This is a genomic window from Rhizobium sp. 1399, assembly GCF_031455475.1.
Taxonomy (GTDB): Bacteria; Pseudomonadota; Alphaproteobacteria; order Rhizobiales; family Rhizobiaceae; genus Rhizobium.
Genome location: NZ_JAVDSU010000002.1, coordinates 1 through 14,913 on the forward strand (window position 1 = coordinate 1; position 14,913 = coordinate 14,913).

Consider the following 14,913-nt stretch of genomic DNA (forward strand, 5'->3'; position numbering starts at 1 on the left):
CCTCGCTGGTCGGTAGGTCGCCCTGGCCAATTCCAGAGCCCACACAATCTACAGCGTGGGTGGGCGGCCCTCACCAACGAACATACGGTCTAGTGTTACCACTAGGACTGGCAGTCAGCAGCCCTCTATCGCAAGACGGCCTTCACCGTGGGCTTACGGGGCAACGGAGTGATCCACATGGGACTTTTAAACATCATCCGCCGGATGGCGCTGCGCGAGAAGCAATCGATCAGAGAGATCAGCCGGCGCACTGGGCTGTCACGCAACACCATCGCGAAGTATTTGAGTGCCGGTACGATCGAGCCGACGTTCACGGTACCGGAACGACCGAGCAAGCTTGATCCGTTCGCCGACAAACTCTCTGGCTGGCTGAAGACCGAGGCCGGGAGAACGCGCAAGCAGCGCCGGACGTTGAAGCAGCTTCATGCCGATCTGATGGCTCTGGGTTTTACCGGCTCCTATGGCCGGGTCGCCGCGTTCGCCCGTGAATGGCGGGTTGAGCAGCAGACGGCTGGCCGCGGCATATTCGTTCCTCTGTCTTTCCGCCCAGGCGAAGCATTCCAATTCGATTGGAGCGAGGATTATGCTGTGATCGGCGGCGATCGCACGAAGCTGCAAGTTGCCCACATCAAACTATCACACAGCCGGGCGTTTCTGATCAGGGCCTACCTGCTGCAGACGCACGAGATGCTCTTCGACGCTCACTGGCACGGGTTCCGCGTGTTCGGTGGCGTGCCTGGTCGCGGCATTTACGACAACATGAAGACCGCGGTCGATCGCGTCGGCCGCGGTAAAGAACGGCAGGTCAATATCCGTTTCCTCGCGATGACGAACCACTACGTCTTTGCGCCTGAGTTTTGCAATCCTGCCGCGGGTTGGGAAAAGGGCCAGGTCGAGAAGAACGTCCAGGATGCCCGACCACGGTTGTGGCAACAGATGCCGGACTTTCCGGATCTGGCGGCGTTGAATGGCTGGCTGGAACAGAATTGCCAGGACCTGTGGCGCGACACAGCGCACGGCACCTTGCCTGGTACGATCGCGGACGTCTGGTCCGCTGAACAACCAGCATTGATGGCGCTCCCAGCCGCATTCGATGGCTTCGTCGAGCAAAGCAAGCGCGTCTCGCCGACATGCCTGATCACCTTCGAGCGGAACCGCTATAGCGTGCCTGCATCGTTTGCGAACCGGCCTGTCAGCCTGCGGATTTATCCGGAGCGGCTGGTCGTAGTGGCCGAGGGCAATATTCTCTGCGAACATCCGCGGGTGATTGAGCGCAGTCACGATAAACCGCCACGGACGATTTACGACTGGCGGCATTATCTTACGGTCATCCAACGCAAGCCCGGTGCCTTGCGCAATGGTGCACCCTTCCTAGAATTACCGTTGGCCTTTCGGCAATTGCAGGACCAGATGCTTCGCCGCCCCGGCGGTGATCGTGAGATGGCCGATATCCTTGCCCTTGTTCTCCATCATGACGAACAGGTTGTCCTTCGCGCTGTGGAGCTGGCCCTAAATGCGGGCGTGGCAACCAAGACGCATGTATTGAACCTGCTGCATCGGCTGATCGACGGCAAAACGACTGACGGTCCCGACATCGATACCCCACAGGCGTTGACCTTGCTGCATGAACCCAAGGCAAACGTAGAGCGCTATGATGGCCTGCGTGTCCGGATCGCGGGAGGTCGTAATGCGTCATGATCCTGCCAGCGCCGCTGTCGTCATCATGCTGCGTAGCCTGAAGATGTATGGCATGGCCCAAGCCATCACAGACCTGATCGAGCAAGGGGCTCCGGCCTTCGATGCGGCCGTTCCCATCCTGTCTCAGTTGCTGAAAGCCGAGATGGCTGAGCGCGAGGTTCGCTCGATTGCCTACCACATGAAGGCAGCTCGCTTCCCGGCCTATAAGGACATCTCCGGGTTCGACTTCGCAGCCAGCGAGATCAACGAGGCGACGGTGCGCCAACTGCATCGATGCGAGTTCATGGACGGAGCCCAGAATATCGTGCTCGTCGGCGGACCGGGCACAGGCAAAAGCCACATAGCAACCGCTCTCGGCGTTCAGGCGATCGAGCACCATCGCCGGAAAGTCCGCTTCTTCTCGACCATCGAACTGGTCAACGCCCTTGAGCAGGAAAAGGCCAAGGGCAAGGCAGGACAGATTGCTGAGACATTGGTGCGCCTCGATCTACTGATCCTCGATGAACTCGGATACCTTCCGTTCAGTGCCTCAGGCGGAGCGCTGCTCTTCCATCTGCTGAGCAAGCTCTATGAGCGCACCAGCGTCATCATCACGACCAATCTCAGCTTCAGCGAATGGGCGACCGTCTTCGGTGATGCCAAAATGACGACCGCTCTCCTCGACCGTCTCACCCATCGTTGTCATATCCTCGAAACCGGCAACGATAGCATTCGCTTCAAAGCCAGCTCGGCCGCCGCGGCCCAGAAGAGAGGAGAAAAAGCTAATCCCTTGACCAAATCCTGATCAGAAAACCATACTCAGAGGTGGCTCACTTCTCGGTGGAAAAACCGGCTCAGTTCCGCGTGGAAACCAACAGTTCCTGCTCCAATGCGTGTGCGGTCTTTTTTTGAACGTCCAACCGCGCTTTCGCAGCCAGACATCGAGGGCGCTGCGACCAATGGAGACGTTCTTCTCTTCAGTCAGACGCAGGACCATCTCATTGAGCGTGATGTCTTTTTCCTTCTCGATCATGGCAATGATAAAATCCTCATGGGCATCTAGACGAGAGCCGCCACGCCGTCCTTGTTTGGCCGGCGCCAATTGACCCTGCCTCGCGCTGGCGATCCAGGCGATGGCCGTTGAAACGCCGATCCCGAACCGAGCTGCCGCCGATCGTGCGGACATGCCTTCACGAGACGCAGCAAGAATGCGGCTGCGAAGATCATCACTGAACGCGCGGCTCATATTCTCTCCGACCAAATCACCAATCGGGCTATGGAATCAGAAAACGATCGACAACGGAATCCTCATTCCGATTCCGCGTTCAACGGACGTGCTCTAGTGTCCAGTATCACCGCTGGGCGCAAGATCGACGCTTGGCGCGGTGGCGAACAGCTCGTTTCGGGCATCCCGCTCCACAACGGTGACGAAGACAAAGTCCGGCCTTAGCTTGTCAACTATCTTCAAGAGGGGCTGCTCCCTAAGTCCGTCAGTCCAGTGAAGTTGAACAACATCACTGAAGGTTAGAGCCATAAAGGGGGACAGTGCCACCCCAAAAGAGTCCCTCAGCCATAACACCTTTCTTCGATTTAAAGCTCCGTCAGCATGTATAAGAATTGGATGATGCGTCGGCTGGATAAGAACATTTGGTCCGGAACTTATTGGCTCTCCCGTTTCCCAATCGTATTGTGTCAACTTGATCGGTAATTGCATTACGCCGAGCAACGGCTCGCGATCACTGAGATCGGCCTCCAGATGAAGGAATCGAGAAAGGTCGCCACCCTTACGCCGGGCGTCCCCGGTTATCCAGTACGCGTCCTTGTTTGGCCAACGAAGATCTGGCTCTTTCGAACCAATTATTTTTGCGAATGACTCGAAGGCCGCCCCAGCGCCTGCGAGGTTCCAATGTGTATCAGTTTGATAGTAAAGCGGGACAGACGACGTTCCCTTGCGCGCAAGTAGCGAAGGGCGTAAGTCAATATAATTCGATCCCGCCGAGGCAAGGAGCGCGTCAGTGGGATTAGGAAATACAGGCTGCGCCCATTGAGGTGCCGTCTCCGGATAGATTGCACTTTTGTTCGGCCCAATCATGATTGCGAACTGACGAACCCCATACCTCGCGAGGATTTTTTCCCAACGCGTACTTGCGTTCTTCACCCTTAAACCGAAATCCTTATCGTCTTGGGTAGCCTCTCGCCTGTCATTGGAGAGTGTAGCCGAATAATAATCGCCGAGATGTAGCCAACCCTGCTTCCCAACCGTTACCTGATCCGGATCAATGCTAACGCCGACGGGATATACTGTTGCCGCGACCCGTCTTTTTATGTGATCTAGATTGAACAAAGTACTTTGTCTCAACCTAGTTTTTCCCATCGGCCACATCAAATTGACAGCTGGGACGACTGAAACTGTCAATAAGACAATCGAAAGGAATAGTAAAACAGCACGTGCGGGGCTCATTTTGACAGCTTAAAAGTTGAAGTAGAGAAAAACGGTACTTGATTGCACAAGCGTGAAATACAAACCGAATGAAAACAGCAGACTGCCGTACAAAACGTAGCGGATGTTCGCAGACGATCGTACAAGTTCCATCGAGTTTTTCTGACAGATCAGGAAAAACGCAACAATCAAAAGTGGCAAAAGAGGGAGTTGGCCAACAAGGTGCGCAGGGATCCAGCCGGCTAGTTGGTCTGCCATACTACCACCCCAAGCAAGATCGGAAACGGGAGCAGCTCTAGAACTGATACCGTAAGCGGATTGGATATCAATCATCCCCCAAAGTATTTTCGATGCAGCAGACCAATCTTCCGCCCTAAACAACACCCAGGAAATATTAATAAATAAAAACGTAACCAGCCAAGCAAGCGCTTTTGGCAATTTTAATCCGGCGCTCGTCCAAACCCGATGCACGACCAGAGCAAGGCCATGAAGTACACCCCACAAAACAAACATCCAGGTAGCGCCATGCCAGAGCCCTCCGAGAGCAAACGTTATCAGCAGATTAATATACGTCCGGCGCTTGGACATTCTGCTTCCGCCGAGGGGTATATAAATAAAGTCTCTAAGAAATCCGCTCAGCGTGATGTGCCATCGGCGCCAAAACTCTTGAATATTCAGCGCCTTGTAAGGCGAATTGAAATTGATGGGTAGCACTATATTGAACATCAGCGACGCGCCTATTGCCATGTCACAATAGCCGCTAAAATCGAAGTACAACTGAAAGGTATAAGCGAGGCTAGTTACCCAGGCTTCATAGAAATTAAGAAACCTTCCATGGTCAAAACCGGCCGCGACGGCTGGAGCAAGCGTGTCCGCGATACCAGCTTTTTTGAAAAGGCCTATTCCGAAAATGAATAGACCTTGCAAGATGTGATCGCTTGATGGACGCCAACGCCGAGGGGAAGCGAACTGAGGCATGATATGACTATGTTGAACAATCGGGCCTGCAATAAGATGAGGGAAGAACGTTACGAAGAGAGCATAGTTTAAAATATTATAGTGGCTGGTCTCGCCTTTATAGCTATCGACAAGGTATACAATTTGCGTGAAGGTAAAAAAGCTTATAGCCAAAGGAAGCGTGATCGATTTTAGATCAAAGCCTGTAGAAAATATCAAATTTGCATTATTTATGAAAAAATTCGTGTACTTGAAGTACGCTAGCGCAAATATGTTGGCGGTTATACTGACCGCCAACAAAAATTTCCTTCCGTTGGCAGCGCTTTCAGAATTTGCGAGCCTCTGCCCCATCAAAAAATTAGCGCCAATGGAGATCAAAATTACAGGAAGATACTTCACATTCCAATGACTGTAAAAAAACAAGCTCGCGATTACCAACCAAGCTTTCCCCGCTTCGGGACTCCGCCTCGCATTGAACCAAAAGTAGAGGACCAAGGTAGTTGGCAGGAAAACGCAAATGAATTGCCACGAACTGAAGAGCATCGAGTGAGCCTTTGACGAATGGCTCTCTTCTACAGCCTATGATGTGTCGCACAAGAGTTAACCCATTGCTCGAGCGATTGCCCCACAGCCATATTCGTACCACCGCCTGCGCTTCACGCAAAAACCATCATCTGCGGCGGCACCACAGCCAGCATTCCGGCGCGGCGAGCGGCGACGTATTTGAGGAGCTGTTCGACCACCCTTGGCATAACGGGTTTTTGTACCACGCCGAGGGCGCCGCGCACGCCATCTGCAACCACTTCCGGATTGGCAGTCATGAAGACGACGGAAATGCCATGATCTTCTGCGAGCTGCCGGCCGATCTCCGGGCCGGTTGCGCCATCTGAGAGATTGACATCGACGAAGGCGATGTCTGCGAGCGGCGCGAGCCTGAAGGCCCCCTCGCGATCCGATGCGAGGCCTGCGACATGCACGCCCATGTTCTCGATCGTCATTTCGAGATCGAGGGCGATCAGCAATTCGTCTTCGACAATTAGCACTCGCTGTTCCATGAGATGTTCCCGTTGCCAGCTACGCATGACATTCGTGGCCATGACAGATCCCTTTACGCTTTACCTTAGGGAGACTCCGCTTCGATGAAGACGACTGCTTCGACGAGGCTCGCAGCTTAAACGGGCGATGCGACGATATGTTCCGGCATGAAACGCAGTATTTCTCGATTAAACTTTTGTTAATATTGATAAATTCATAAAAGCCTTTGCAGGTCGTAAAAAAGCGGCTACTTGTGCCGCCTTCTCAAGTTCTGATTCTGGAGGCTTCTCAGCCCTTGGCCTTCAGCACCAGAACCGGATCCTTGCTGTAATCGGCCGGGAAGATTTGCTTCAGGTTCTCGATCTTCGGCAGGTCGTTATAGACGATATAGGGGTAGGTCGGATTGAGCGTCAGGAAATCCTGGTGATACTGCTCGGCCGGGTAGAAGCCGGTATAGTCGGTGACCTTGGTGACGATCGGCTGTTTGAAGACATGCGCCTTGTCGAGCTGGGCGATATAGGCTTCGGCGACCCTACGCTGTTCCGGGTCGGAGATGAAAAGTGCCGAGCGGTATTGGGTGCCTTCGTCCGGTCCCTGGAAATTGAGCTGCGTCGGGTTGTGCGCGACCGAGAAGAAGACCTGCAGGAGCTTGCCGTAGCTGACCTCATTCGGATCGAAGGTCACCTTGACGGATTCGGCATGGCCCGTCGTACCGGAACTGACCGTTTCGTATTGGGCGGTTGCGGCTTCACCGCCAGCATAGCCGGAAATGGCGCTTTTGACGCCCTTCACATGCTGAAAGACGCCCTGGACGCCCCAGAAACAACCGCCGGCGAAGACGGCCGTCTCCGTGCCGGACTTACCCGCCTCGTCGATGGCAGGGGCTGGAATGACGACGGCATCCTCCGCCGCTTTGGTTGCGACGGAACCAAGGCCGAGCGAAAGGACAGCGGTTGCAAAAAGCGCGGCAAGGAACTTGCCTGACGTGGATATGGGCATGGGGGCTACCTCCGGGACTACATGGCGAAATCCTCGCCGATCGACGAAAAAGCCGCAAATCACAAGCTGTTCACTCACACCGATGTGACGATTACACGAAAGCGAATGTGCGAAACCGGAACAGGCGGCAAGGCGAGTTGACAATTCTCTGGAGAGTGAGGACAGTGCCGCCCGGCTCAGAGCCAGCATCCGGGGGGAACCAATGTCTGTGCGCTCGTTCTTCGCTTTTTCCGTCATCGTCGCATCTATGATTTTTGCAGGCCCGTCGGCTTTTGCTGCCGACGCCAAGCGCGACATCGTCACCGTCAAGGACGCCGATTATTTCGGCTTCGACCTGCGCACCGAGCAGAATCTCTCGCTCGATCAGTGCAAGGCGGCCTGCATCGGCGACAAGAGTTGCAAGGCCGTCACCTATAATCCCAAGGTGAAGTGGTGCTTCCTGAAGTCCGACTTCAAGACGATGAATGCCGCCCCCGGCGCGATTGCCGGCAGGATCGTCGAAACGACGGCTGCCAGCGTCCCGAAAGAGCCGGATATCGGCGCTGCTCCCCGCCTGCCCTTCCTCTCGGACGATCTTGTCCAGCAGGCTCGCAATTTCCGCAACGATCTGGCGCTTGCCGACGACCAGCAGGGCCAGGGCGTCGACAGCCTGACGGCAAGCGCGCGCCTGGATCTCACCGGCGGCAATCTTTCCGATGCGCTGAAGGCCTTCCATGGTGCCCTCTCGATCACCCCTGATGATGGCGACCTCTGGATCGAGACGGCGCGTGCCGCCACCTCGCTCGGGGCGCCTGACAGCGGCATCTTCGGTCAGGCGGTGATCGACGCGCTGAACGGCTACCAGTTGACGCGCACCACCAACAAGCGCGCCGATGCGCTGGCCGTACTTGCCAAGGCCCTGGAAAAGAATGCCAACTATCGCGATGCGCTGAATAGCTACAAGGCAAGCCTTGCGTTCGTCGGCGCCAAGGATGTGCAAGCGGACTACCTGCAGCTCAAGCAGACGCAGGGCTTCCGCATCACCGAACATACGGTCGATGCCGATAGCGCCACGCCGCGCGCCTGCGTCACCTTCTCCGAGGCGCTGGTCAAGACGGTCGACTATGCGCCCTTCGTGACGCTGAACGGTACTGCGCCCAAGGCGATGGAAGCCAAGGACAAGCAGATCTGCGTCGAGGGCCTCACCCACGGCGAGACCTACAAGATCGGCTTCCGCACCGGCCTGCCCTCCTCGGTCGATGAGGTTCTGGAAGCGCCTGTCACGATCGACGTCTATATCAAGGACCGCGGCCAGATGGTGCGTTTCACCGGCGACAGCTTCGTGCTGCCGTCGACGGCGCGCCGCGGCATTCCGATCGTCTCCGTCAATATGGCGTCTGCCAATCTGAAGCTCTACCGGATCGGCGACCGCGGCATCGCGCCGCTCCTGACCGGCTCACAGTTCCTGACGCAGCTCGACGGCTACAGCGCCCAGAATATCCAGGACCAGAGCGGCGAGCTCGTCTGGCAGGGATCGATCGAGATCGCCAACGAACTCAATAAGGATGTCGTCACCAGCTTCCCGGTCGACGAGGCGCTGCCCGAACGCAAGCCCGGCATCTACGTGATGGTCGCAACCCCGCCGACCGGCCCCGCGCAGGACTGGGATTCGCAGGCCACACAATGGTTCCTCGTCTCCGATATTGGCATCACCACCTATGCCGGCACTGACGGGCTGAACGTCTTTGCCCGCTCGCTTGCATCTGCCAAGCCGATGGCCGGCGTCGAATTGCAGCTTCTTGCCAAAAACAATGAAGTGCTCGGGACTGCCACGACCGACGCGGACGGCCGCGCCACCTTCACGGCCGGTCTGATGCGCGGCACCGCCGCACTGACGCCTGCCGTCATCAGCGCCAAAAACGGCACGTCCGACTATGTCTTCCTCGACATGACGCGCGCCGGCTTCGATCTTTCCGACCGTGGCGTGACCGGACGCGCCGCGCCGGGCGCCATCGACGTGCTGCCCTTCACCGAGCGCGGCATCTACCGCGCCGGGGAAATCGTCCATGCCGCAGCCCTTGCCCGCGATACTGACGGCAACGCGATCGAGAACCTGCCGCTGACCTTCATCTTCTCACGGCCGGATGGCGTGGAAGACCGGCGCATCGTCAGCCAGACGAGCAATCTCGGTGGCTATGTGGTGGACCTGCAAACGCAGGAAAACGCCATGCGCGGCACCTGGACGATGAACGTCTATACCGACCCGAAGGGCTCGGCGATCGCCACCAAGACCTTCCTCGTCGACGATTTCGTGCCTGACCGCACCGACATGGAGATCAAGACCGAGTCCAAGGAGATCGGCACGGATACGGCCGCGACGATCAATATTTCCGGCAAATATCTCTATGGCGCGCCAGCGGCGGGCCTGACGATTGAGGGCGACGTCGTCGTCAAGCCGACGCGCGAAAATGCCGCCTATCCCGGCTACCAGTTCGGCCTTGCCGACGAAGAGGCGAGCGAGGATTCGCGCCAGCCGATCGACGGCCTGCCCGCGCTCGACGAGAATGGCGAGGCCTCGACGGACCTGACGATCGGCGAACTGCCGGCCACGACCCAGCTCCTGAATGCCACCGTCTATCTGCGCATGCAGGAGCCGGGCGGCCGGGCCATCGAGCGTTCGCTGGAAATCCCGGTCAAGACCGACGCGACCGCCATCGGCATCAAGCCGGAATTCGACGGAGATCTGCCGGAGAATGCGCTGGCGAATTTCACGGTCATCGGCCTCGATACCCAGGGCCAGAAGCAGGAGATGAAGGGCCTGCGCTGGAAATTTTACAAGCTGCGCCGCGACTATCAATGGTATCGCGAAGGCACAGCCTGGAAATATGAATCAACCTATACACCTGAAGAGGTCGCCTCCGGCTCGGTGGACGCGACAGCGGAGAATGGCGGCAAGATCCAGGCACCGGTCAACTGGGGCCGTTACCGGCTCGAGGTCGAAAGCCCTGACGCCGACGGTCCGACCTCCAGCGTCGAGTTCGATGCCGGCTGGTTCGTCGCCTCGACTTCGACGGAAACGCCCGACGGTCTCGAAATCGCTCTCGACAAGGACAGCTATCATGTCGGCGAGACGGCCAAGCTGAAGGTCACGTCGCGTTATGGCGGCGAGTTGATGATCACGGCCGGCACGGAAAACCTGATTGCAGTTAAGAACGCCACCATGGGTCAAACCGGCGGCGAGGTCGATATTCCCGTCACTGCCGACTGGGGTGCCGGCGCCTATGTGACTGCCACGCTCTTCCGGCCGGGCGATTCGCTCGACACCCATATGCCGGCCCGCTCGATCGGCATCAAATGGCTGAAGGTCGATCCCGCTGAGCGCGCACTACAGGTCAAGATCGATACGCCGGAAAAGATGCTGCCGCGCGGGCCGCTTGATATCGGCCTGCAGGTTACCGGCGCCGGCGCGAATGAGGAGGCCTATATTACGGTTGCCGCCGTCGATGTCGGCATCCTGAACCTGACCCGCTACGAGCCGCCGAACCCTGAGGACTGGTATTTCGGCCAGCGCCAGCTCGGCCTCGAAATCCGCGACCTTTACGGCCGCCTGATCGACGGTTCGCTGGGCGCGACCGGCAAGCTGCGCACAGGCGGCGATGGCGGCGCAATCGCGCTGCAGGCAAGCCCGCCGACGCAGAAGCTCGTCGCCTTCTTCTCCGGTCCGGTAAAGCTCGATGCCGAAGGCAAGGCGAAAGTCAGCTTCGACATTCCGCAGTTCAACGGCACGGCCCGCGTGATGGCGCTGGCCTGGACGAAAGCCGGCGTTGGTCACAGCGCCAAGGACGTCATCATCCGCGATCCTGTCGTCGTCACCGCAAGCCTGCCGAAATTCCTGGCGCCCGGGGACAAGGCTAATCTGCGGCTCGACATCGCCAATACCGATGCGCCGACCGGCGACTACAAGCTGACGCTCACCGGCAACAGCGCGCTCAGCATCGACGGGCCTGCCGAGCAGCCGTTGAAGCTTGAGGCCGGCGCCAAGTCCGACCTGACGCTGACGCTTGTCGGCGGCGAGCCGGGCGATGGCAGCGTGGCAATCAACCTGTCGAATGATCAGGGTCTGTCGCTCGACCAGGTGGTCGATGTGCCGGTGCGGCCATCGTCGCTACCGATTACAGAACGGCGCGTCATTGCGCTTGCACCCGGCAAGAGCCTGACGGTCGACAAGAACCTCTTGGCCGACAGCGTGCTTCCGGGTGCCTCGATCAGCGTCAACGTCACCCGCTCGGCTGCCTTCGACATTCCAGCACTGCTGATGACGCTCGACCGCTATCCGTTCGGCTGCGCCGAACAGACGACGAGCCGCGCCATGCCGCTGCTCTATCTGGCCGAGGTCGCCAAGCAGGCCGGTATGGATGAAACGGATGACGACATCCACAAGCGCGTACAGGATGCGATCTACCGCGTGCTGTCCTACCAGGCCTATGCGGGAAGCTTCGGTCTGTGGGGACCGGATTCCGGCGATCTCTGGCTCGACTCCTATGTCACGGACTTCCTGACGCGGGCGCGCGAGCAGAAGTACGACGTGCCGGATCGCGCCCTGGTGCAGGCGCTGGAAAACCTGCAGAACTCGCTCTCCTACACGACGGATGTGAAAGGCAAGGGCGATGAGATCGCCTACGCCCTCTATGTGCTTGCCCGCAACAAGAAGGCCGCCGTCAGCGACCTGCGCTACTATGCCGACACGATGATCAACGACTTCCCGACGCCGCTTGCCAAGGCCCATATCGCTGCAGCACTGGCGCTCTATGGCGATGCAACGCGCTCGAAGAACATTTTCGTCGATGCGCTGCAAATGTCGAAACAGTCGATGGTGACCCGCGTGAATTTCTCGCGCACCGATTATGGCTCGGTGCTGCGCGACGGCGCCGCGATCCTGGCGCTTGCCGCCGAAAGCCGTCCGGTTCCGCCCGTCATTCCCGAACTCGCCAAGGCGGTCGCGCGGGAATGGGATCGCAGCAAATATACAAGCACCCAGGAACAGGCCTGGATGCTTTTGGCGGCGCGTGCCCTGCAGAACGGCGACGACGATCTGAAGGTCAACGTCAACGGCGCTGAGCGGACCGGCGCCTATATGGCGAAGATGACCGGCGATGCGCTGATCGACCATCCGCTGACATTGACGAGTGCCACGAGCGACACGGTCTCGGCTGTCGTCACGACGGTCGCCGCCCCTGTCAAGCCGCTGCCGGCCGGCGGCAACGGCTTTACCATCGAGCGGACCTATTACACGCTTGATGGCGAGGAGGCGAATGTCAGCGAGGCGCAGCAGAACGAGCGCTACGTCGTGGTGCTGCATGTTACCGAGCAGAACGACTGGGCCTCGCGCATCGTCATCACCGATCTCCTGCCGGCCGGATTCGAGATCGACAATCCGAACCTTGTCGACAGCGCCCAGATGACGAATTTCGACTGGGTTGGCGAGATGTCCGCCGCCCATACGGAATTCCGCTACGACCGCTTCGTCGCCGCCTTCAACCGCGACGAAAGTTCAGCGCGTGACTTCAACGTCGCCTATGTCGTGCGCGCCGTAACACCTGGCGTCTACGATCATCCGGCAGCGACAGTCGAGGACATGTACCGTCCCGATATGTCTGCGCGGACGGCGACCGGCAAGATGGAGGTCGTTGCGGCTCGACAATGAGGCGGTGGCAAAAGTTTGCGATCGGGACAGCGGCCGGCATCATCATTGCCGGCGCAGGTCTTTTCGCGCTCGATGCCGCCGACCGTGCTTATCCGCCGCCGCTGGAGCAAGCAGAAGCCGTCTCGCCCGAAGTGCTAGATTCCGACGGGCAATTGCTACGCGCCTTTGCCACACCGGAGGGGCGCTGGCGGCTGAAAACCGACGTTTCCGACGTCGATCCGCAGTTCGTTCGCACGCTGGTCGCCTACGAGGATCAGCGTTTCTACGAGCATTCCGGCATCGATGTCTGGGCGCTCGGGCGCGCGGCAGTGCAATTTGTCAGCAACGGCCGCATCGTGTCCGGCGCCTCGACGCTCTCCATGCAGGTGGCAAGGCTGATCGAGCCGCGCGAAAGCCGGTCGTTTTCGGCAAAGCTCCTGCAGATCATGCGCGCCGTGCAGATCGAGCGGCGGCTTTCGAAGGGTGAAATCCTCGATCTCTATCTCACCCATGCGCCATATGGCGGCAATCTGGAAGGCGTGCGCGCCGCAAGCCTTGCCTATTTCGGCAAGGAGCCGAAGCGGCTGACGGTGGCCGAAGCCGCCCTGCTCGTCGCGCTGCCGCAATTGCCCGAAAAGCGCCGCCCGGACCGGAACCTGAAAGCTGCGGAAGCGGCGCGCAAGCGGGTGCTCGACCGTATCGCCGTGGCCGAGGTGGTCGGCGATGGCGAGGCCGAGCGCGCCGAGGGTGTCGCCATTCCCGCCCGCAGGCTGCAGCTTCCAGCCCTTGCCGCCCATGTCGCGGAAGCCGCCCTGCGTAAGGATCCGAAAACGATCCAGCACCAGACGACGCTGAAAAAGCAGGTCCAGACGGGTCTAGAATCCGTCGCGCGCGCCGCGACGGTGAAGCTCGGACCGAAGCTCTCGCTCGCCATGGTGATGGCAGACGCCGAGACCGGCGAGATCGTCGGCGAGGTGGGTTCCGCTGATTATTTCGATGCCAGCCGCTCCGGCTGGATCGACATGACGCGTATCAACCGATCGCCCGGCTCAACGCTCAAACCCTTCATCTATGGCCTTGCCTTCGAGCAGGGACTGGTCAGCCAGGAGACGATCATCGAGGACCGGCCGGCCGATTTCTTCGGCTACCGGCCGCGCAATTTCGACATGAGTTACCAGGGCGACGTGACCGTACGCGAGGCCCTGCAGCTCTCCCTCAACGTGCCGGCCGTCAAGCTGCTCGACGCGGTCGGCCCGTCTCGCCTTATGGTGCGTTTCCGCCGCGCCGAAGTGCGCCCCGTTTTGCCGCCAAACGAGACGCCGGGTCTGGCGATTGGCCTTGGCGGCGTCGGCATCACGCTGAAGGATCTCGTGCAGCTCTATACAGCGCTTGCCAATCGCGGCCAGCCGGTCAGGATCGGTGACGGTGTAACGAATGCGCCGGGCAAGATCGATGGCGAGCCCCTGCTGGAGCCGGTCGCGGTCTGGAATGTCGCCGACATACTCTCGGGCGTCATACCGCCGGCCGGCGCGCCGCAACGCGGCATCGCCTACAAGACCGGCACGAGTTACGGCTATCGCGACGCCTGGTCGGTCGGATATGATGGGCGCTATGTGCTTGGTGTGTGGGTCGGACGGCCCGATAACAGCGCCGTACCCGGTTTGACGGGTTATGGCACGGCCGCCCCCATCCTCTTCGAGGCGCTTGCGAAATCCGGCATCGCCACCACGCCGCTGCCGCGTCCGCCGGCAGGCGCCGCGCGCATCGCCCAGACCGAGCTGCCGATCAGCCAGAGGCGATTTGCCGTCAATGCCAACGGGCTGCTCGTCGCGTCCGGCCGCGAGCCTTCGCCCCAGATCGTCTATCCGCCGGAGGGCGCCCATGTCGATCTTGGGGCAAAGGCGGGCGATCTTTCGCCGCTGATGCTAAAACTGCAGGGCGGCCGCGCGCCTTTCCGCTGGCTTGCCAACGGCAAGCCGCTGCCCGATCTTTCCCGCCGGCGCACGCAAAGCTGGATGCCTGATGGCGGCGGTTATTCCAAGCTGACCGTGATTGATTCCATGGGCCGGGCAGCAAGCGTCGGCGTCTTCGTCGACTGACGGGAACAAAAGCGCTTCACAACCGTTGGAAGATGTGTCCTCCA

At 59.2% G+C, this 14,913-nt stretch carries 8 protein-coding genes and 1 pseudogene; 4 read left to right on the forward strand and 5 right to left on the reverse strand.

Features of this window, described 5'->3' with window-relative positions; translation table 11 throughout:
- Window positions 1-177: 177 nt before the first annotated feature.
- Window positions 178-1,698, forward strand: a complete 1,521-nt coding sequence (gene istA, locus J2X71_RS06040) for an IS21 family transposase (protein WP_310380119.1) — start codon at window positions 178-180, stop codon at window positions 1,696-1,698.
- A complete protein-coding gene (istB, locus tag J2X71_RS06045; RefSeq protein ID WP_310380121.1) occupies window positions 1,688-2,482 on the forward strand; it encodes an IS21-like element helper ATPase IstB in 795 nt (264 codons plus the stop codon). The genes istA and istB overlap by 11 nt, the downstream gene beginning before the upstream one ends.
- A 73-nt stretch (window positions 2,483-2,555) precedes the next feature.
- Here the strand turns inward: istB and J2X71_RS06050 are convergent.
- From J2X71_RS06050 to msrA, 5 genes and pseudogenes are all read right to left on the reverse strand, one after another.
- Window positions 2,556-2,923 (reverse strand): annotated as a pseudogene (locus J2X71_RS06050) (transposase); the annotation flags it as partial.
- Between the two features lie 93 nt (window positions 2,924-3,016).
- Entirely contained in the window at window positions 3,017-4,138 is a 1,122-nt protein-coding gene (locus J2X71_RS06055) for an alginate O-acetyltransferase AlgX-related protein (RefSeq protein ID WP_310380122.1), read from the reverse strand.
- Between the two features lie 9 nt (window positions 4,139-4,147).
- Window positions 4,148-5,512, reverse strand: a complete 1,365-nt coding sequence (locus tag J2X71_RS06060; RefSeq protein WP_310380124.1) for an MBOAT family O-acyltransferase — start codon at window positions 5,510-5,512, stop codon at window positions 4,148-4,150.
- Window positions 5,513-5,730: 218 nt separating this feature from the next.
- Entirely contained in the window at window positions 5,731-6,171 is a 441-nt protein-coding gene (locus J2X71_RS06065) for a response regulator (protein ID WP_310380126.1), read from the reverse strand.
- A 226-nt stretch (window positions 6,172-6,397) separates the two neighbouring features.
- A complete protein-coding gene (msrA, locus tag J2X71_RS06070) occupies window positions 6,398-7,108 on the reverse strand; it encodes a peptide-methionine (S)-S-oxide reductase MsrA (protein WP_310380128.1) in 711 nt (236 codons plus the stop codon).
- Window positions 7,109-7,310: 202 nt separating this feature from the next.
- Here msrA and J2X71_RS06075 point away from each other — a divergent pair, with 202 nt between their 5' ends.
- Together J2X71_RS06075 and pbpC are read left to right on the forward strand one after the other, a co-directional pair.
- Window positions 7,311-12,791: an alpha-2-macroglobulin family protein gene (locus J2X71_RS06075; protein ID WP_310380131.1), complete on the forward strand. Its 5,481-nt coding sequence runs from the start codon at window positions 7,311-7,313 to the stop codon at window positions 12,789-12,791.
- The gene (pbpC, locus tag J2X71_RS06080; RefSeq protein ID WP_310380133.1) at window positions 12,788-14,869 is read left to right on the forward strand and encodes a penicillin-binding protein 1C; all 2,082 of its coding nucleotides are present in this window, start codon (window positions 12,788-12,790) and stop codon (window positions 14,867-14,869) included. The genes J2X71_RS06075 and pbpC overlap by 4 nt, the downstream gene beginning before the upstream one ends.
- Window positions 14,870-14,913: the final 44 nt, after the last annotated feature.